Raw genomic sequence first — 19,186 nt, forward strand, 5'->3', positions numbered from 1 at the left:
CGAGTTTTTAGAGGTGCCTTTAAATAAGTCAGCATGACAATCTAGTCACTGCTTGTTAATGATTTACCAAACAACTATGGTATGTAAACAGACACAGTAACCTTCGCCGCCTTAGCCTTAGGTCATCTCATATCATAGCTAATTTAGGTGACTGCCATTCTGGCAGAGCACACCCAATCAGCACTCTTTGCCACACCTACATTCGAAATTGTAATTTCAGTCTATCCGGCTGTCAACCTTGGATTTAAAAATTTGTGTTCTGTAAACAGACATGGTACCCCGGGGCCTATCTCTATCCGTTGGATGATGGGTTGCCCTGGGGAGGCCACGTATTTTTACATACCATGCCAAGGGAAAAAGCACCGATGACAACTACCAGAGGGGATGATACAATACCTTGATATGCGCCATGATCGACTGAGCCTTCTCGTGGTACTCCTTTTTGGAGTGCTCCTTATAGGGGCAAGCCTTTTGAATATCTATTTTATCAGTACCAGCCGGGAAGAACTTACCAAAACGATTTTGTTAAACCCTTCTTCGGTAAAAAAGTACGATCACCTTATCATTGGGATCCTTCCCCAACCGAGCGATCCGTTTATCGCAAACCTGTATAAGGGGATCCAGAGCACCGCAGAAAAATATCACCAGGCGCTCCAGTTTTTCACCTACGACATGGGTTCCACCGTATCTACCGTGCCCCTAAGCCCTGAGGCCTATCGCTATTTTGAGATTGCCCTCAGGGTAAAGCCCGAGGGGATCATAATGTTTTTCCCCGCCGGAATGAACATTGGAGATTTTATTAACCAGGCCAGAGCAAAGGATATTCCCTTTGTTGGCGTGGCCATGGATGTGCCCCCTCTCCCAGAAGCCCGATTCATAACCAGCGATTCGGCCTCCCATGGAAAAGCCGCCACAATCCAGGCGCTCCAGACTCTGGGAACTCACGCCCGCCTCGGTATTATCCTCCCCTCCCGTTCCAGCGAGATTATCCAGGAGGACCCCTTCTTGCGGGGCGCCCTGGAGGCCATTCAAGAAACGGGCTATGGCCGTATCATCGCCACCGAACGAGAAGAAGAAAACATTCTGGCAGGAGAAGGAGCGGCCTCCCGCCTTTTGCAGGATCACCCGGAAATTAACGCGATCCTCTGTACCAGCGCTCGCAGCACCATCGGGGCCGCCCAGGTCCTTATCGATCGGGGGCTGGTGGGCAAAATCCTTATCATCGGCGCCGATGAAAACGAAGAAATAACCCGGCTCCTGGAAAAAGGAGTTGTGGCGGTAACCCTGGTTCGAGATGCCTTCCGGATGGGCACCCTTGCCATAGAAACCCTTACCTCTATAAAAAAGGGCACGTATCAAGGGGAAATCCTCCGGGTTACCACTAACATAAAGCGGCACGGGAACTAGCGCTATGAAGCACCATTTTCGCAACCGAATCGTTTCCAACTCTATAGTGATTATTTTTGTGCTTGGACTGGTAACCCTTTATACCACGTTTTCCACCATGGAATTGGTAAAGAGCGTGCAAATCCTTTTTAGCAAAAATGTGCTCCTTAAAACGATAGATGAGGACCTTAAAAAAACCCAACAACATCTCACTGAGTACTTACAGGCCAAGAATTCCGAGTCTCTGAAGGAATACATTAAAACCAGTTCCCGTCTTTTAGAATTCCAGAACCAATTAAACCGGGACATCCGGGAGGATCGCCTCCTCTTACTGGAACGGGACCTCCTTTTACTTATAGAAAACTATCTCACCTACAGTGAACAGGCGGTTCAAGCAAAACGGGGCCGGGACGTTACCACCTACGTAGCCGCCTACGAAGAGGCAAAGCGAAGCGAAAACAGCATCACCTTTATTCTTGAAAAATTGAATGGCCTGTATCTTGAACGGGCCCTGCAATCATTTTCGAAATACGAACAAAACATGGGGCTCATTGTTTCCCTCAACCTCCTGCTCATTTTCATTTCCTTTATTTTGAGCACCACCTTTACGCTCCGATATTCGCATATCATCACCGAACCGCTGGAAAAACTTTCCGGCGCGGTGGAAGCCATCAGCCGGGGAGCATACGATATAGAAATAGATACCTATACGGGGGATGATGAGATTGGCACCCTCAATCAGGCCTTTCGCAATATGCAACGAAGTATTTTAGAGGCCTTTGCAGAATTACGGAACAAGGCAGAATTGGAACGCCAGCTCTTTGAACAACAGATGCAGGTTCTGGACTATCAACATAAATTGAAAGATGCGGAACTGCTGGCCCTTCAATCTCAGATAAACCCCCATTTCTTGTACAATACCCTTTCGGCAGGGTGGCAACTTGCCCTTTCTCAAGAGGATGAAATTACCGCGGAGTTCCTGGAAAAACTGGCCGACTTTATTCGATATGCTTTAAAGCCCACAAACCGTATGGTTCTGGTTTCAGAAGAAGTAGATTGCGCCCAAAAATACATCTGGCTTTTAAAACTTCGATTTAAAGACCGCTACCTTTTTGACATACAGGTTGATGAAGCAGCCCTGGCCCGAGAAAGCCCCGCCATGATTTTACAACCCCTTATTGAAAATGCCATTGCTCACGGGCTCCATGATGTAGAACAGGGAGGGACCGTTTTCATTCGGGTATGGACAGAACAACACCTGTTACAATACGAAGTACGTGATACGGGGAAAGGAATGGACCAGACAACCATCGAAAAAGCCCTGGCGGCCGCACAAGCGGAGGGAGTGCTTTCCTATGACCATATTGGGCTGCATAATGTCATTCGGCGGCTCCATCTATACACCGGAGGTAAAGAGAACATCACCATAGAAAGCGCCCCCGAAAAGGGCACCCGTATCGTAATCTCTATTCCCCAGGAGACACTGCCATGAGACGGGTTCTTATTGTAGATGACGAAAGTCCTATTATTAGTGCGCTGGAACTTCTCATAAAACGCTACTTTTCTCAGGAATACCTGGTGGTAGGGGATGCCCACAATGGACGGGAGGCCATAGAGAAGGCCCGGGAACTGAATCCCGATATTATTCTTATCGATGTTCAGATGCCCGGCATCAATGGTCTTGAGGCGATTCGCAGTATTTCCCAAAGCGGTGGAACCAAAGCCTTTGTGCTGATTACCGCCTATGAACGTTTTGATATTGCCCGAGAGGCCCTCCGGCTCGGCGTATGCGATTACGTACTGAAACCTATTTCCCGGGAACGCCTTGAAATAGCCCTTCGGTCAGCAAGCTTATTCCTTGAGCGGCTCAGTTTAATAGAAGAAAAGGAGCTTGCCTTTCTGGAACGGGAACAACAGTTTGCCGAGTATGTGCGAGAAGCCTTCTTTAATCATCTTCTGGAAGGACATTTGAGTCCTCAGGACCTTAAGGCCTTTCTTTCTGTATTCCACCTATCGTGTACTCATGGGGCAGTGGGAATTCTGTACTTTCTTCCTGCTATTTCTCATAGCACAGGAGAACTGTACATCCAGGCTTCCCATACTATTCAGTATAAAACAACCGCTATCCTGGGCCCCCTGGTCCATCAGCGATACGCTCCTTTTTTCATTCCCCTTCCGAATAGCAACGAAACACCCCTACAGTCATTGGTAGAACCTATCAAAAAAGAATTGGCAGGTCCCCTTGCCACCGGGGAAATTCAGATGCTTATCGGCTCTCCGGGTCCTCTTGCCGAGGTGGATCGCCTGTGGCAAAGGGTGTGGAACGAATTTTTACAAAGTCCTCAAGGACCCTCTTCCTCCGATGAGTATACGGGCGAAAGCAAACCAGATGAATTGTGGCCCTGGGTATTGGACCACGAATACTATGAAGCTATCAGCCACCACTACTGGACGGTTGCCCAAAAACAGTTTGAGGAAATTATCATCAATCTTCAAAAATATCACACTATGAGTCCCCTGGGATTGTATCGATTGGTAAGTCTCTTAACCTATGGGATTACCGAGGCTATTCAAGAAGGGACCATTCCGCGGGAACGGGGGCACGCCCTCCTTTCTTTAGAAGGTCTTTTTTCTCTCTATCAGAAGGGGCTCTTTCAGGAACTAGGCACCTGGTGTCATACCCAATTCCAAAAACTTCTTCAAGAAGTTCATGTACGTCGGGAATATTCACCGACGGTTCGGAAAATCCTTCAATACTTAGAAGAGCACTATCAGGAACCGATCAGCCTTGAATCGGTAGCTGACCTCATGGATCTTTCACCCGTCACCGTATCCCGCATGCTCTCCGAAGAAGTAGGTCAGGGCTTTGCCCGAACCTTAATAGAAATTCGCCTTAAACGGGCGAAGGAACTCTTGCAAGAAGGGGACCTTTCAATAAAAGAAATCAGTCAGGCCTGTGGATATCAGGACCCCAATTATTTTGCTCGACTCTTTAAGAATTACACCGGTATGACTCCCCGAGAGTACGGGGAAACAAAAAGGGAGGAAGCACATGGGACCTAAAAAGGTGCGGGGATTTTTGTTTTTTTGTTGTATAGTCACTTGCGGGGTCGGTCTTTTAACAACGTGCCAGCGCTCCGACGCTTCTAGAGAGAACCGAAAGCCCCGGATTGGTCTTGCCCTGGATTCCCTCGTGGTAGAACGATGGCGCCGCGACATGGATAGTTTTGTCCGGGCAGCCCAGGATTTAAACGCCGAAGTACTCCTGCGGGTAGCAAACCAGGACGCAAGCACCCAAATCCAACAGGTAAAAGAGCTCGCCCAATCGGGCATCGACGTACTGGTACTCATTCCGAACGATGCGGAAAAACTGTCGGAGGTAGTAAAGCAGGTAAAACGAAAAAGAATTCCGGTCATTAGCTATGATCGACTCGTGCACAATGCCAACGTAGATCTCTACATCTCTTTTGATAACGAACGGGTTGGCTCCCTTATGGCAGAAAGCGCCGTGGCGGTAGCGCCACGGGGGAACTACGTTATTATCAATGGAGCTGTCACGGATAACAATTCGTACATGATTAACCGGGGCTTTCATAGCGTCCTTGACCCTCGCATTGCTACAGGAGAAATCCGTCTTGTGGCAGAGATCTGGCCCAACGATTGGATTAGCGATGAGGTAAAACCCCGCTTTGAACAGCTTTTAGCCGAATTAAAAGATACTCCCCTCGATGTGGTCCTCTGTGGGAATGACATGCTCGCCGAAACAGTTATTTCTCTTTTATCCGAGAACCGCCGCATCCCCTATACAAAGGTTTTTGGGCAGGATGCGGAACTATCGGCCTGTCAGCGGATCGCCGAGGGAAGTCAATATGGAACCATCTACAAGCCTATTGAACCCCTGGCCCTGCGGGCCGCGGCCTTTGCGGTGATGCTTGCTAAAAAAGAGCCCATTACCACGGAACTAAAAATCTCTGATGGTACCTATCAGGTCCCCTATTTTAGACTGGAACCTATCATGGTTACCCGAGAACGCCTGGCGGAAACGGTGATCAAAGACGGTTTCCATCGCTACGAAGAGGTTTTTCGTAACGTGCTAAAGGTGAAGTAGACAGGATAGACCTCCATAACACCTTTCCTTGATAAAAAGGGAACCAGGGGAAGCTTCTCAATAAAAAAGCCCATGAGGGCGAATTCAAAAGACGTTTATACTGCCCTTCATGGCCACCCATCTGGATTTTTTTAACCATCCTTTTGTATCGATTTGTGCTATTTTATAGAAAAAGAACAATGATTAAATCTTTCCTTTTTTAAGCTACATCTTTCCTGATTACAAAATAAAAAACCTATTGGAAAATCCTATTCTGGTAAGGGTTCCGTACTCTTGCCCCATGGTTTTTTGCCATGGGAAAAAGTTCTTATTAGGAGGAAGCAATGAAACTCGTCCGTGGATTGTTCATTGCACTACTTTCTGTAGCGGTTATCGGCGGTGTATTTGCCAGTGGACAGGGCGAAGCCGGTAAAACCCAGGTAGGGATTGTTCTTCCCACCAAGGATGAGCCCCGCTGGATCCAGGATCAGACCCGCTTTATGGACGCCCTTAAGGCCGCTGGATTTAGTGCAAAGGTTCTCTTTAGCCAGGGAGATTCGGCAAAAGAAAAGGCCAACGTGGAAGCCCTTATCAGCGAAGGGATTAAAGTACTCATCATTTGCCCCCATGACGGAACCGCTGCTGCTGCCGCCGCCGAAGCGGCTGCTAAGGCTGGGGTAAAGGTTATCTCCTACGACCGACTTATCCGCGATACCACCGCGGTGGATTACTACGTCACCTTTGATAGTTTCCAGGTTGGCGCCGCCTGGGGTAAGTACCTGAATCAGCAGGTTCCTGCCGGTTCCAAGGGGAACAACCTCTATATTTATACTGGTGCGGCCTCTGATAACAACGCCTTCATCTTCTTTGAAGGAGCCTGGAGCGAACTGCAGCCCAAGATCGCCGATGGAACCTACATCGTCCGCAATTCCGATAAAGCGGTAGCTCTGAAGGACAAGGCAAAGCTCACCCGGGACGAAATGGCCCAGATCATTGGACAGACCACAACCAACTGGAACTTTAACGATGCGAAAAGCAAGGCCGAAGCTAACCTTACCGCCGTCGGTCCTGAAGCGAAGGGAACCGTATATATCTGCGCGCCCAACGACGGAACCGCCCGGGCCATAGCCGATGCCTTTGCAGCTGATAAGGCCGTTACCAAGTACTACATCACCGGTCAGGATGCGGAAATCGCTTCTATCCAGTACATCATCGATGGGAAGCAATCCATGACGGTGCTTAAGGATGTTCGCACCCTTGTAAAAGATGCTATTAACGCGGCAGTAGCTTACATGAAGGGCCAGACTCCTCCCGTTACTGCGTACTACAACAACGGCAAGAAGGATGTCCCTGCAAAGCCGACCGCAATCATTACGGTAACCAAGGAAAACGTAAAGAAAGAAATTGTGGATTCCGGGTACTGGCCGGCTGACAAGTTCACAGGGCTTAAATAATTCTATAAGCGGTAGGCACCGGTCTTAAAAAAGGCGAGCGGAGGAGAACAATACTCCCCGCTCAGCCTTTTCATAGGGCTCCCAAAATATGGGAGCCGCTGAGACTGGCAGAACACAATCTTTCATCGAAAAAAGTGAGGGAAGGGACCTGGTAAGGCCCCTTCTTGTGTTTTACATTTTATATAAAGCAGGTAGAAGCCCATGAGCGGATACATACTGGAAATGAAAAATATCGTGAAAACCTTCCCTGGGGTCCGGGCGTTAAGTGATGTCACGTTCTCGGTCAAACAAGGAGAAATTCATTGTTTGGTCGGAGAAAATGGGGCAGGAAAATCGACGCTGATGAAAATTCTAAGTGGCGTATATCCCCACTCAGAATTTCAGGGCCAGATCTTTTTTGAAGGAAGGGAAGTAAAATTCAATCACATTCACGATAGTGAAGAAGCGGGAATCGGTATCATTTATCAGGAGCTCGCCCTGGTGCCCGAAATGATGGTGTACGAGAACGTCATGCTGGGCCATGAAAAAACCCGGGGGCTGACCATCGATATGTACGAAATGATCCGCGAAACAGAGGAACTCCTGAAACGGGTACATCTTAAAGTATCCCCTACGACTAAAATAAAGGACCTCGGCATTGGCAAACAACAACTTGTGGAAATTGCAAAAGCCCTGAGCCGCAACGTGAAACTCCTGATCCTTGACGAACCCACCGCAGCTCTTAACGAAGATGACTGCGAAAACCTCCTGAACATAATCCGGGAACTCAAGAGTCAGGGGGTGACCTGTATCATGATTTCCCACAAATTAAAAGAAGTACTCAGCATAGCCGATACCATTACGGTTTTACGGGATGGACGAACCATCTGCACCCTGGACCGACACAAGGATACCGTAAACGAACAGGTGCTTATTAAACACATGGTCGGTCGTTCCATTGAAAACATCTATCCACCCCGAGAACGATCCTACACCGACGAAAAGGTTCTGGAGGTTCGGCACTGGAACGCCTTTGATCCCAAATTAGGACGTCCCGTTTTAAGGGATGTAAATTTTTATGTTCGAAAGGGAGAAGTGGTGGGTCTGGCAGGCCTGGTGGGATCTGGACGGACCGAATTAGCCCGAAGTCTCTTTGGAAATCCTGATGGCTACATTATTGAAGGAGAACTCATTTTTAAAGGGAAAAAAGAACGGTTTACCCACCCTCAACAGGCTATAAAAGCAGGCCTTGCATACGCAAGCGAAGACCGTAAGAAGAATGGGCTCGTCCTTATTCAACCGATTCGCTCTAACATCACCATGGCAAACTTGGACGGAGTTGCATCTCGCCAGGGGGTGGTTATTGACGAAAAAGAAATCCAGGTGGCCAACGAGTACGTAAAAAACCTCACGATTAAAACTCCCAGTATTCAACAGCTTGTCTTGAATCTTTCGGGAGGGAATCAGCAAAAAGTCTCCGTGGCAAAATGGCTCTTTGTAAATCCCAGTTTACTTATTCTTGATGAACCTACGCGAGGGATCGATGTGGGAGCCAAGTACGAAATCTACACCATCATCAATAAATTAGTTAGCCAGGGTATGAGCATTTTGATGATATCCAGCGAGTTACCCGAGGTACTCGGCATGAGCGATCGGGTTTACGTCGTAGCAAATGGGCACATAACAGGGGAACTTTCTCGGGAAGAGGCTACCCAGGAAAAAGTCATGGAACTGGCAACCCAGTACTAGGAGGAACAGGATGGCATATAAAGAATTACGACTCATGATTAAAAACAATATCCGAAACTATTCAATGTACATTGCATTCGTAGTCATTGCGGTAATATTTAATATTTTAAGTCGAGGGAACTTTCTTTCTTCCAGGAATATTGCAAATTTACTCAATCAGACAGGATACATCGCGGTTCTTGCTGTAGGGATGACGTTGATTATCGTAATCCGTCATATCGATCTTTCGGTAGGATTCCTTGCGGGATTTCTGGGAGCCGTAGCAGCGGTCCTCCTTACCCAGGCCCATTTCCCTGTATGGCTTACCATTATTCTCGTGCTCATTCTGGGAGCTGGCGCAGGACTCCTTACGGGGACACCAGTGGCTATCCTTGGTATTCCTGCTTTCGTGTCCTCCCTCGCAGGTTGGCTTATCTACCGGGGTGCCCTCATGCTCACCACCGCCGCAACGGGAACTATCATTATCCCCAATGAATCCTTTAATGCACTGGGAACTGGCTACATTCCAGAGCTATTTCCTTCGGAAACGTTCTTGCCAGGGATTCATAAAACGACCCTTCTTATCGGATTTATTGTCGCTATCTTTGCGGTATATTCGATGATAGCCAACCGACGACGAAAAAAGGCATACAATTTCGAAGTTATTCCCCCTTCCGCATTTGTCTTCCAGATTATTTTTGTATTGGCCATTCTGGCTTATATCACCTGGATTCTCAGCGGTTACAACGGTCTTTCCTGGACCTTTGTCATAATGATGCTGGTGGTCTTTGTCTATGACTTCATGACCCGCAAAACCATATTAGGGCGTCATATCTTTGCGGTTGGAGGCAATCCAGAGGCGGCAGAGCTGTCAGGGATTAATGTAAAACGGATTACCCTTTTTGTGTTTGCCTCCATGGGATTTCTAGCAGCCCTCTCGGGGATTCTTTTTACGGCCCGGCTCAAATCGGCTACCCCCCAGGCGGGAACCCTCTTTGAAATGGACGCCATTTCAGCCTGTTACATCGGAGGGGTTTCTGCAGCCGGAGGGGTTGGTTCTATTACGGGGTCCCTGGTAGGAGCCCTGGTGTACATGTCCCTCATGAATGGAATGAACCTCCTGGGTACCGACATTTCCCTTCAATATATTATCCGAGGTATTGTCCTCGTAGGAGCCGTCATATTCGATGTGGTATCCCGCAAGCGGAGATCCTAGGTACGAGATTTTATTTAAGAAGGGCATACTAGAAGGGGTTACCCATATTAGGAATACCAGCAATTGGTGAGAAAAAATGAAAGCACAAGGGCCCCGGGAGGGGCCCTTGTCATAAAAACGAGCACAAAAATAAGAGCAGCCCTTACAAAGTGCCTCACGGGCCTTTTGCAGCATCCAGGGACACTACCGGTGCCCCTGTTTTTTGATCCCTCTCTTTTTTCATCATGGCCGGGGAAGCATCCAGGCGGTTCCCCGAAGTATAGGCGGCCATCGATGCCGGAGTGCCTCTGACTAACACGAGGCCACAGGAAGCACAACCGTAGCGCCCCAAAAGACCGGGCCCCAGAGAAAAGGCATCGGAGATCACCCGGATGGGTAAAGAAGAGGAGGAAAAAGAGCGGAGGGGGAAACCTTTCTTCCCGCCTCCCTGCAAATCCCGAGAAGAGTGGGGGCTCTCTTTCAACGTATTAGGGACGTTGCTTGCTTCGTTAAGGGCTATCTGACTGGCGAGGTCCACAGGCCCTGCGAAGATAAAGCTCATGGTGGCCCGTTCCTTTGGGATATGGGCCTTCCTGGACAGATCCTTGAGAGCGGTAGGAACTTCCGCGGTATCAAAGGCAAAGTGACACCACTTCTGGCGAGGGGGCCCGGGCATAGGGCAATCTTCCCTATGGAGACATGGTGCAAGGATAGACCGCCCCCTCTGAATAAAGTTTTCCCGCAACAAACTACAGAAATGGCCTGACCGGGGAATGCCCGGCTCCACCACAAGGATACTCCCATTTCTGGCACAAAGCCCATGGAGCCGCCGACTTTCTCTCTGCGCCAATACCGGGGCATCCTCGGCTTTTTTCCAGAACAATTCGTTGTACACATTTATCGCACAGACTAACGCCGGGGTAGGCCCCTTCAGTGGCACATCCAATCCACCTTTTATCGTATGAATGTGCCAGGGAAGGACCGCCACATCAGAGGTGCCATCCTGGGGCCCTAAGGTGGCGTGGACCAATGCGGTAAAAACTTTTTTCCCCGCCTCCATAATAGAGGGGGTATGATCAATACACTTGATATGAAGGGACATGGTTCGCAGTTCCGGCCGGGCAATCCATAATGCCAGGGTAAACGTAAGGGGCCCCGCCCCATAATCGATGATGGTATCTTCTTCCTGGAAAGAAAGAGGAAGGGCAGACAGTAATTTAACCAAGCGGAACACATTCCAGGGCAAAAAATATCGGAGATAGGCCGATTGGAGGTGGGGCCTTCCTAAATACCCGCCCTCTCGCTCCGAACGATCCCGGGTTAGCAAGGCAGAAAGTTCTGCCACATGGCGGGGAAGTTCTTCTTTGAACCTGGCCGGCAAAGGAAGAGCCTTCTCAATAACACGAAGCAGAAGATCCAAATCATGGTTCTGTTGTGCTGTCAGTGGGGGAAAGAGGTTCATCATCGTCCTTTGTCCACTTATGGACCATCATAAAAATTTGTAACAGTTCTGAACGGATCTCATCCACCTGGGCCAAAAGGTCCTGGGTTGGGCCAGAAAGTTCTCGCAATAATTCTTCTCGGGCCCCTTCGATAGTATATCGCTTTTGGTACAAAAGGTGCTTAAGCCGTAAAAGGATCCGCACATCCCGGGAAGAATAGATCCGCCGGCCGTTGATATCCTTTCGGGGTTGAATCAGGGGAATTTCCCGTTCCCAGTAACGAAGCACATGGGCCTTTACCTGAAGAATTTTTTCCACATCCCCAATAGAATAGGAGGCCATGACACCCCTTATCCCCGATCTCGCTGGGTCCATTCTTTTCTGCTGGGCCGCAGTTCTATCTGAATGGGAATCATGGAATATCCTAAATCCTTGCGGATTTTATTCTGCAGATAGGTTTGATAGGCAGCGCTAACCACCTGGGGGCGGGAAACAAAAAATACAAATTTCACCGGATTTGCAGAGGTCTGCACCGCATAGCGAATCTTAAAGTGGGTTTTGGGACCCACCGGGGGCGGATATTCCTCGAGCCAGCGCTGAAGGGCCTGATTAAGGGCCCCCGTTTCCACTGTTTTGTGGAGCTGGCCATACATCCGCAGGGCCGTCTCCAGGAGTTTATCGATCCCTGTCCCTTCCTTCGCACTGATAGGCACAATAGGGGCATAGCTCATCTGGCCAAAGAAAAAGTGGATCCTATCCACCGTAGCCTCAAAGGCGTTTTTTACCTTCGGCATGGTATCCCACTTATTAAGCACAAAAATGATTCCCCGCCCCCGCTCATGGGCTAAAGCGGCGATCTTTTTATCCTGGTCAGTCAGTCCTTCCTGGGCATCAATCAGTAAGAAAACAATATCCGCCTCATCCAGAGCTTTAATCGCCCGTTTAACCGAATAGTATTCTATATCTTCCTTTATTCGATTCTTTTTTCTAATCCCCGCCGTATCTAACACCACAAAATGATGATTCTTATAGGAAAATTCTCCTTCCACCACATCCCGGGTAGTACCCGGAATATCGCTAACAATAGAAGCTTCAGTCCCCGTAAGCCGATTAGAAAGGGTGGATTTCCCCGTGTTAGGCTTCCCTACAATGGCTATTTTGATTTGCCGCAAGCCGGCTGCGTCTTCCACGGTGACCCGCGAAAAATCCAGATGCTTTACGATAGCCTCTTCCAGCTCTCGGATGTGGTCCCCATGTTCCGCTGATACGAGGTAGAGTTCCTTAAAACCATAGGAAAGAAGGTTCCACGCCTCGCTGGCCCGGCGCCCCCCTTCGGTTTTATTTACCGCCACAATCATCTTGTTCCAATAGGGCCGTAGATGCTCAATGAATTCTTCGTCTTCGGTAGTAATTTCCCCGGCTTCCATCACAAGAACAATGAGATCCGCCCGCTGTACCATTTCCAGGGTTTTCTGAACCACCAGGTCTTCCAGCACCTCCCGTTCCAATTTGAACCCACCCGTATCCACAAGTCGGAGGGGACAACCAGCAATAAAGGTTTGCACTTCCACAGGATCCCGGGTAACCCCCGGCGTTGGGTCCGTGATAGCCCGCCGTTGCTTTAAAAGACGATTAAAAAGGGTCGATTTTCCCACATTGGGACGCCCCACTAATACCACGGTGGGGACATTGGTATAGCGCACGGTTACATCGAACTCCATAGTTTCCTCAATATCTTCTAGAATGGTTTTGCGTTATATTCGTTTTTTCTTACTCTTTTGGATTACGCTTTTAGACTATAATGTCGGTCAGGGGTTTTCAACCAGCCCAAATCACTACATACCATCAGGAAAGATTGGGAAAATGCTCTTTCATCCAATCGTTTACCAGACGATTCACCTCTACATAGGAAGAACAGGCAAGGGCTTGAGTCGCCAAGGTTTCGCAGTCCCTTTTAGTCGTTCCCCGGATTATCTGTTTTACCAGGGGAATCGACGAGCCGGACATACTAAATTCATCTAACCCAAGACCCAACAGGAGCGCCGTAGCCCGCACATTCCCCGCTAATTCGCCACACATGGCCGCGGGGATCCCCGCCTGATGGGCCGCATCGATGGTCTGTTTAATAAACCGAAGCACCGCAGGATGAAAGGGCTGGGCAAGATAGGCCACCCGTTCATTCCCCCGATCTGCCGCAAGGGAATACTGTACCAGGTCATTCGTCCCAATCGAAAAAAAGGCCGCCCGCCGGGCCAGGATATCGGCGGTCATAGCCGCAGAGGGAATTTCTATCATGGCGCCAATTTGAATGTCCTCTGAGTAGGGGGCCCCCTTCTTCTGGCATTCCCTTTTTGCCTCTTCCACCACCTCAAGGGCGGTTTCAAATTCCTCTATACCCGAAATCATGGGAAACATGATCCTGAGGTTCCCATGGACACTACAACGTAATAGGGCCCGCAGTTGATTCTTAAAAAGTTCCCGATGGGCAAGACAGAAACGAATAGCCCGCCAGCCCAGGAGGGGATTCTTTTCTTCTGTTGATTGCAGGTCCGGAATTATCTTGTCTCCGCCCACATCAAGGGTCCGGATGGTGACAGGCTTCCCCTCCATTGTCTCCACTACTTTGATATAGGCGTGGTACTGTTCTTCTTCATCCGCCGATTGTCCCGGGGTAAGGAACAAGAACTCCGAACGATAGAGTCCAATTCCCTCTGCCCCATAGCGGTGCACCAACTCGGCCTCTTCCGGCACTTCGATATTCACCTTAAGGCTTACCCGATGACCATCCTTCGTCTCAGCTGGCAAATCCCGCAATTGCTGTAATTCTTCAGAGATTTTCTTTAGCTGGAGGGTAACCTTTTTGTACCGCTCCAGCATGTGCACACCAGGACTTACCAGCACCTTCCCCGCGGTCCCATCGACGATAAGGAGTTCCCCATCGTTTATTTCTCTTGTCGCTGTAGAAAGGCCAAGCACCGCGGGGATTTCAAAGGCCCGGGCAAGAATCGCCGTATGAGACGTATTGCCGCCCATGTCCATCACAATGCCTTTTACCCACCGCTTGTTCATGGTAAGGGCATCGGAGGGGAGAAGGTTATGGGTCACCAATATCACCTCTTCCTGGATATCCGAAAGACTGAGCTTTTTTATGGAAAGAAGTTGATGCAACAATCGACGGGAAACATCATAAATGTCTACCGCCCGTTCTTTAAGATAGGGATCGGTGGAGGCGGATAATTTCTGTGTAAGCTCCCGGGAAATTTCCCAGAGCACCCATTCTATGTTGAACTGACTTGCGTGCAATCGATGCTGAATTTGTTCCTGCAAATCTTCATCTGCCAGCATCAAAAGATGGGCTTCAAAGATTTTTGCCTGATCTTCTCCCATCTCTCGCTGGGCCCGATCACGAAGTTCCCGAACTTCCACCTCCGCGGCGATCACCGCTTCTCGAAACCGATTCCACTCGGCGTCCAGTTCGTCCTTCGAAAGAAAATACCGGGGGATCTGAGAAAATACATCATCTACATATAAAAAGGCCTTCCCTATGGCCACACCCTGCGAAGCGGGGATTCCCGTAAGTTCTTTCATTATATTGAAGCATACCGCAAAGGATAGTAAACTGTCAAACGACTATGATTGATCCGATGCAGGAAGGGGCTAGTGGATCCCCCCAGAGAGGAGAACGGGCCCCCAATTGTCTTAAATGTGTACATTTCCGCGTCTCCTGGGATCCCGCATTTCCTCGCAGTTGTACGGTGTTCGGTATTAAAAGCCGCAATCTTCCTTCTATGGAAGTGTTCCTTGCCACCGGCCATCATTGTCCCTCTTTTGAACTCAAGGCAGGGCTCAAGTGATACTGCTTATTCAGCCACCCTTTGTGCAATTAAACACCCCCTATCCTTCTCTGTACTACCTGCGCTCTTTTCTACAAAACGAAGGGGAGGAAGTGATTGTTGAGGATCACTCTATAGAACTTTTCCTTGAGATTTTTAGCTCCCGGGGGCTTACCAGGATTTTTCAAGATGCCCGTTCCTTATTAGAACAGCCCGATTTTTCTCATGCCCCACTCCTCAAAGATACCCCCATCCTTGAGACCGCCCGATCGTTCCTGTCTCAGAAAGAACGATGGATTAATGTGATCGATGATCTTATCGCGTTTTTGCAGGGGAACCGGAGCGAATTCGCCCATCGGCTTACCCTTGCCAATGGGACCCTCCCCTGGGGACCACGAACAGCCGCCTTTATTGCAGACCGGGAAGGGACGGTGTTACCCGACGAAGCGAAGCACGTGGCAAGTCAGATGCTGGCAGATCTGGCAGATTTCATTCAGGTAGTCCTGGACCCTTCTTTTTCTCTTGTTAAGTATGGGGATCAACTTACGGCCAGCATCCGTTCCTTTCAGGAAGTAGAGAAAGGGCTTTCAGGATATATAATTCGCTCTTTTTACGAGCCTTTTTTACAACGACGATGGACCGCCCTTGCAAGACCCGAATTGTTGGGTCTTACGATTCCCTTCCCGGGCTGTCTTGTGGGAGCCCTCTCCTGCGCCCGCTCAGCAAAGGCCTATTTTGGGAAGGACCTTCCCGTCGTGGCCGGCGGAGGTTATGTAAACACCGAACTTCGCCACATCCAGGCGGCCCGCTTCTTTGAGTATATCGATTTTCTCTGCTTTGACCGGGGATACGGGGCACTCACCCAGGTACTCTCCCGGGTTCGGCAAAAAAAGAGACATGAACAAGTTCCCCCTCTTCTCTATAAAACCATGTATTGTGATACAGAAAAAAAGATTCTTTCTGGTTTAAAGGAGTCCTCTTTTGTGGCGGTCCCAGGAAGAACGGGTGGTACGGACGGCCCACAGGGCCCCAGCGGCACCGAGGGCTCGCAAAACCACCCTTCCTCTGGTGAAGTTTCCCATCTCGAAAAAACAAAGACCGCCCTTTGTTTCCCCGATTATGGGGGAATAGATTTTTCCCGGTACATCACTCCGGTAGATGATACTAACCCGATGCACCGTCTCTGGACAGAGGGCAAGTGGCTTAAGGCCTATCTGGCCCACGGCTGCTACTGGCATGCCTGTGGCTTCTGCGATGTACAGCTCGATTATATTCGAAGCTACCAGCCGGTGAACATCGAAGCGTTTTTCCAGCATTTCCTGAAACAGGCCCATAAAACCGGCATTCGGGGCATTCACCTGGTAGACGAAGCGGCCCCGGTCTCTGCGTTAATCCGCCTGGCAGAGCTGAACCTGGCCGCAGGGAGCCCCCTCTTTTTTTGGGGGAATATCCGTTTCGAAAGGGATTTTACCCGGGATGTGGCGGCCCTTCTTGCCGCAGGAGGTCTCGTAGGGGTCTCCGGAGGGATAGAAGTGGCCACCGAGCGGGGCTTTAAGCGGATGGGGAAGGGCATCACCCTCAAAGAGGTGGTTGCGTCCTGTGCAGCTTTTAAAGAATCGGGCATTTTAACCCATGCCTATCTAATCTACGGGTACTGGGACCAGGAAGATCAGGACATCATCGATTCGGCAGAATTGCTCCGGCAACTCTTTGCGGAGGGGCTCTTAGACTCGGCCTTCTGGCATAAATTCGTGCTTACCCGCCATTCCCGTTTTTATCGGGAAAAATGCCAGGGCAGACATCCTGATTTAGTACTCCGGGAAGGGCCAACTCCATCCGACTATTTTGCGGATAACGATATTCCCTTCGAAGGGGAAGAACGATTCAACAGGTACACCATCCCCCTGGATACCATGCTCCATGACTGGATGAAGGGGAAAACAGATATACCGGTGACCCGGTATTTTTCGTTTAAGGTTCCCCGCCCACAGGTGGAACCAGAGCGGGTACCCGGCTTACTACAGGAATATCTTACAAAAGAAGAAGCAAAAAATCGCTGGTCTCCTGCGGGCACCCATGCTTCTCAAGCAAAGGGTTCCTTCCAGGACCTTGAAGTTGTTGCGGCCCTACAAAAACAGAGCCCGCCGGGGGCACCCCAATTTTCTCAGGCCAGGGCTGGGGAAGCCCAGCCCAACTCCTCCGTCGCTGCCAGTTCCGGCCCTGCGCAGGAGGCCAGAGAATGGGGCCTTTTTCTGGGAAGCGAGCCCCTTCTTTTCGCCGACCCATCGGGCGGCCCGCAGGAACTTCGGTGGTGGTACCGCTATCAAGCATACCACCTCCGTCTTTCTCCCCGGGACGGACGGAAAAATCCTGGAAGCCAAAAAGACACCCCCCTGGCAACACTTCACAGCCTTCTTTCCCGCGCCCACACCCCCCGGACCATATCCAGGAAAGAACTACTTCAGCACCTGACTTCCCTCGCCGAACCTTCGGAGCTATCCCGCATATATCGAACCTTAAGGGAAGGGGGCCTTATCTTCTACCCGGCTCCCAAGGAAGCGCCCGAGAACATTCCAGAAGACCGCTAGGTAAGCCGTTTTTCCATCCACCGCTTACTCTTCCAGCGTCCCAGCATTACCAGGCCCCGGAGGGTTTCATCGGTTCCGATAGCAAGCCATACCGCCACAAGGCCTAATCCTGCTTTGTACCCAAAAAGATAGGCCCCTAACACCATGATGCACCACATAGAGAATATGCCGTACCCCACGGGGAAACGGACGTCCCCTGCTCCTTTAAGCGCAGAGATAGTAATAAGGTTGATAGAACGGCCAAATTCAATGTAGTACGAATACAGTAACAGCGTACTTGTGGTGGCTAAAATCGCCGGGTCGTGGGTGAAAATGGTGATTATCGGCTTTTTTACAAACTGGAGAAGGGTAATAATCCCCATCGCAATAACCGTACCTATCAGTTGATAGCGATACAGACGGTTATAGGCCTCTTCAAACTTCTTAGCACCTACCAGGTATCCTACCTTTATTTGAACCCCCGCGCCAATTGACATAGGAAGGATAAACACAAACCGGACGATAGTCTGGGCATATACCACCGACGAAACAGCGGCCGTACCAAAGGTGGTTATCAGGGCCATAATCACAATCTGGGCCACATTATAGGAAAGAGATTCCCCCGCCGAAGGGAGCCCTATTTGAATAATCGTCTTGAATATAGAAGAGGGAATATTTCTCCAGTGGGAAAGACGGAACCGTACTTCTGGATACTGTCTAATTCTCCAGGCAAGAATACCACAGGCTGCTATCTGGGAGATAACCGATGAAGCGGCAACGCCGGTTACCCCTAAAATGGGCAAGCCAAAGGGCCCATACAGGGAGATGGCATTCCCAATCACATTGATACCATTTGCAATAAAGGTGACCACCATGGTATCCCGGGTATAGCCATAGGCCCGAAGGACCGTTCCCTGCAACATGTTAAAGGCCACAAAAAAAGACCCAAAACCGCCAAATATTTTTAAGTACGTAATGGCATAGGACCGTACTGCAGGCTCCGCTTTGTACAGAGAAAGGAGAGGTCCCGCTCCCACCAAAATAAGAATCAACAATCCCCCGGCCAGGGCGCCCACTAACAGAATACTTCCCTGAATCACCTGGCTTGCTTCGGTGTGACGTTTAGCCCCCAGGTACTGGGCCAGAACAATACTGGTCCCAATACATACAATGTTAAACAGAAGCTGAATAAAAAAGATGTACTGATTGACAATTCCTACCCCCGCCACCGCTTCCTGGGAGTAGCCGCTGAGCATAAAAATATCGATGGAAGAAATAAAAATCCTAAATAGATTTTCTAGAACAATGGGCACCGTTAACGCAAACAGAGAAAGGGAAGCCCTTTCCTGGGCACCGGCTCGACGAATAAAGCTTAATTTCATTTGTTGTATTTTATCAAAAAAGCCCATCTCAAAGCTATATCTTTTCTGGCAAGGTCCCTTTTTTATTTTCCTGTCTCCTCTATTTTTCTCCTCTATTTTCTCGCCGGGCCCCGTCCCCAACATACCAATATAT

Annotated in this window: 14 protein-coding genes; 9 read left to right on the plus strand and 5 right to left on the minus strand. The window is 49.5% G+C overall.

Annotated elements, in window-relative coordinates; all coding sequences use genetic code 11:
* Window positions 1-402 precede the first annotated feature (402 nt).
* The 7 genes from C5O22_RS04355 (at window position 403) to C5O22_RS04385 (ending at window position 9,850) form a co-directional block, all read left to right on the plus strand.
* The gene (locus C5O22_RS04355) at window positions 403-1,407 is read left to right on the plus strand and encodes a sugar ABC transporter substrate-binding protein (protein WP_165910401.1); all 1,005 of its coding nucleotides are present in this window, start codon (window positions 403-405) and stop codon (window positions 1,405-1,407) included.
* 4 nt (window positions 1,408-1,411) lie between these two features.
* Window positions 1,412-2,878, plus strand: a complete 1,467-nt coding sequence (locus C5O22_RS04360; RefSeq protein ID WP_132779980.1) for a sensor histidine kinase — start codon at window positions 1,412-1,414, stop codon at window positions 2,876-2,878.
* Window positions 2,875-4,449 (plus strand): response regulator, encoded by a 1,575-nt coding sequence (locus C5O22_RS04365; protein ID WP_132779981.1) that lies wholly within the window; start codon window positions 2,875-2,877, stop codon window positions 4,447-4,449. The genes C5O22_RS04360 and C5O22_RS04365 overlap by 4 nt, the downstream gene beginning before the upstream one ends.
* Window positions 4,439-5,494 carry a substrate-binding domain-containing protein gene (locus tag C5O22_RS04370; RefSeq protein WP_132779982.1) on the plus strand — a complete coding sequence of 352 codons (1,056 nt, stop codon included), beginning with the start codon at window positions 4,439-4,441 and terminating at the stop codon, window positions 5,492-5,494. The genes C5O22_RS04365 and C5O22_RS04370 overlap by 11 nt, the downstream gene beginning before the upstream one ends.
* A gap of 323 nt (window positions 5,495-5,817) precedes the next feature.
* On the plus strand, window positions 5,818-6,927 hold the full coding sequence (locus C5O22_RS04375; RefSeq protein ID WP_132779983.1) for a sugar ABC transporter substrate-binding protein: 1,110 nt from the start codon (window positions 5,818-5,820) through the stop codon (window positions 6,925-6,927).
* A gap of 201 nt (window positions 6,928-7,128) precedes the next feature.
* Window positions 7,129-8,655 carry a sugar ABC transporter ATP-binding protein gene (locus C5O22_RS04380; RefSeq protein ID WP_132779984.1) on the plus strand — a complete coding sequence of 509 codons (1,527 nt, stop codon included), beginning with the start codon at window positions 7,129-7,131 and terminating at the stop codon, window positions 8,653-8,655.
* A gap of 10 nt (window positions 8,656-8,665) precedes the next feature.
* Entirely contained in the window at window positions 8,666-9,850 is a 1,185-nt protein-coding gene (locus C5O22_RS04385; protein ID WP_132779985.1) for a sugar ABC transporter permease, read from the plus strand.
* A gap of 154 nt (window positions 9,851-10,004) precedes the next feature.
* On the opposite strand, the gene C5O22_RS04390 is transcribed toward C5O22_RS04385, so the two are convergent.
* The 4 genes from C5O22_RS04390 to ptsP form a co-directional block, all read right to left on the minus strand.
* A complete protein-coding gene (locus C5O22_RS04390; RefSeq protein ID WP_132779986.1) occupies window positions 10,005-11,294 on the minus strand; it encodes a small ribosomal subunit Rsm22 family protein in 1,290 nt (429 codons plus the stop codon).
* Window positions 11,251-11,613 carry a MerR family transcriptional regulator gene (locus C5O22_RS04395; RefSeq protein ID WP_132779987.1) on the minus strand — a complete coding sequence of 121 codons (363 nt, stop codon included), beginning with the start codon at window positions 11,611-11,613 and terminating at the stop codon, window positions 11,251-11,253. Before C5O22_RS04395 ends, C5O22_RS04390 begins: the two co-directional genes overlap by 44 nt.
* Window positions 11,614-11,621: 8 nt before the next feature.
* The gene (der, locus tag C5O22_RS04400; RefSeq protein WP_132779988.1) at window positions 11,622-12,992 is read right to left on the minus strand and encodes a ribosome biogenesis GTPase Der; all 1,371 of its coding nucleotides are present in this window, start codon (window positions 12,990-12,992) and stop codon (window positions 11,622-11,624) included.
* Between the two features lie 124 nt (window positions 12,993-13,116).
* Entirely contained in the window at window positions 13,117-14,859 is a 1,743-nt protein-coding gene (gene ptsP, locus C5O22_RS04405; RefSeq protein WP_132779989.1) for a phosphoenolpyruvate--protein phosphotransferase, read from the minus strand.
* A 44-nt stretch (window positions 14,860-14,903) separates the two neighbouring features.
* On the opposite strand from ptsP, the gene C5O22_RS04410 reads away from it, so the two are divergent.
* Window positions 14,904-15,125 (plus strand): hypothetical protein, encoded by a 222-nt coding sequence (locus C5O22_RS04410; RefSeq protein ID WP_243692864.1) that lies wholly within the window; start codon window positions 14,904-14,906, stop codon window positions 15,123-15,125.
* On the plus strand, window positions 15,122-17,692 hold the full coding sequence (locus tag C5O22_RS04415) for a B12-binding domain-containing radical SAM protein (RefSeq protein ID WP_132779990.1): 2,571 nt from the start codon (window positions 15,122-15,124) through the stop codon (window positions 17,690-17,692). The genes C5O22_RS04410 and C5O22_RS04415 overlap by 4 nt, the downstream gene beginning before the upstream one ends.
* On the opposite strand, the gene C5O22_RS04420 is transcribed toward C5O22_RS04415, so the two are convergent.
* Entirely contained in the window at window positions 17,689-19,053 is a 1,365-nt protein-coding gene (locus C5O22_RS04420; RefSeq protein ID WP_243692865.1) for an MATE family efflux transporter, read from the minus strand. The two genes, C5O22_RS04415 and C5O22_RS04420, sit on opposite strands and share 4 nt — an antisense overlap.
* Window positions 19,054-19,186: the final 133 nt, after the last annotated feature.

Origin of the sequence: Treponema sp. J25, assembly GCF_004343725.1 — a bacterium.
Lineage (GTDB): Bacteria > Spirochaetota > Spirochaetia > Treponematales > Breznakiellaceae > J25.

Excerpts from the sequence above, each read along its gene's own strand:
- C5O22_RS04355 (WP_165910401.1), top strand. The coding sequence starts at position 403 with ATGCGCCATGATCGACTGAGCCTTCTCGTGGTACTCCTTTTTGGAGTG.
- C5O22_RS04360 (WP_132779980.1), top strand. The coding sequence starts at position 1,412 with ATGAAGCACCATTTTCGCAACCGAATCGTTTCCAACTCTATAGTGATT.
- C5O22_RS04365 (WP_132779981.1), top strand. The coding sequence starts at position 2,875 with ATGAGACGGGTTCTTATTGTAGATGACGAAAGTCCTATTATTAGTGCG.
- C5O22_RS04370 (WP_132779982.1), top strand. The coding sequence starts at position 4,439 with ATGGGACCTAAAAAGGTGCGGGGATTTTTGTTTTTTTGTTGTATAGTC.
- C5O22_RS04375 (WP_132779983.1), top strand. The coding sequence starts at position 5,818 with ATGAAACTCGTCCGTGGATTGTTCATTGCACTACTTTCTGTAGCGGTT.
- C5O22_RS04380 (WP_132779984.1), top strand. The coding sequence starts at position 7,129 with ATGAGCGGATACATACTGGAAATGAAAAATATCGTGAAAACCTTCCCT.
- C5O22_RS04385 (WP_132779985.1), top strand. The coding sequence starts at position 8,666 with ATGGCATATAAAGAATTACGACTCATGATTAAAAACAATATCCGAAAC.
- C5O22_RS04390 (WP_132779986.1), bottom strand. The coding sequence starts at position 11,294 with ATGATGAACCTCTTTCCCCCACTGACAGCACAACAGAACCATGATTTG.
- C5O22_RS04395 (WP_132779987.1), bottom strand. The coding sequence starts at position 11,613 with ATGGCCTCCTATTCTATTGGGGATGTGGAAAAAATTCTTCAGGTAAAG.
- der (WP_132779988.1), bottom strand. The coding sequence starts at position 12,992 with ATGGAGTTCGATGTAACCGTGCGCTATACCAATGTCCCCACCGTGGTA.
- ptsP (WP_132779989.1), bottom strand. The coding sequence starts at position 14,859 with ATGAAAGAACTTACGGGAATCCCCGCTTCGCAGGGTGTGGCCATAGGG.
- C5O22_RS04410 (WP_243692864.1), top strand. The coding sequence starts at position 14,904 with ATGATTGATCCGATGCAGGAAGGGGCTAGTGGATCCCCCCAGAGAGGA.
- C5O22_RS04420 (WP_243692865.1), bottom strand. The coding sequence starts at position 19,053 with ATGAAATTAAGCTTTATTCGTCGAGCCGGTGCCCAGGAAAGGGCTTCC.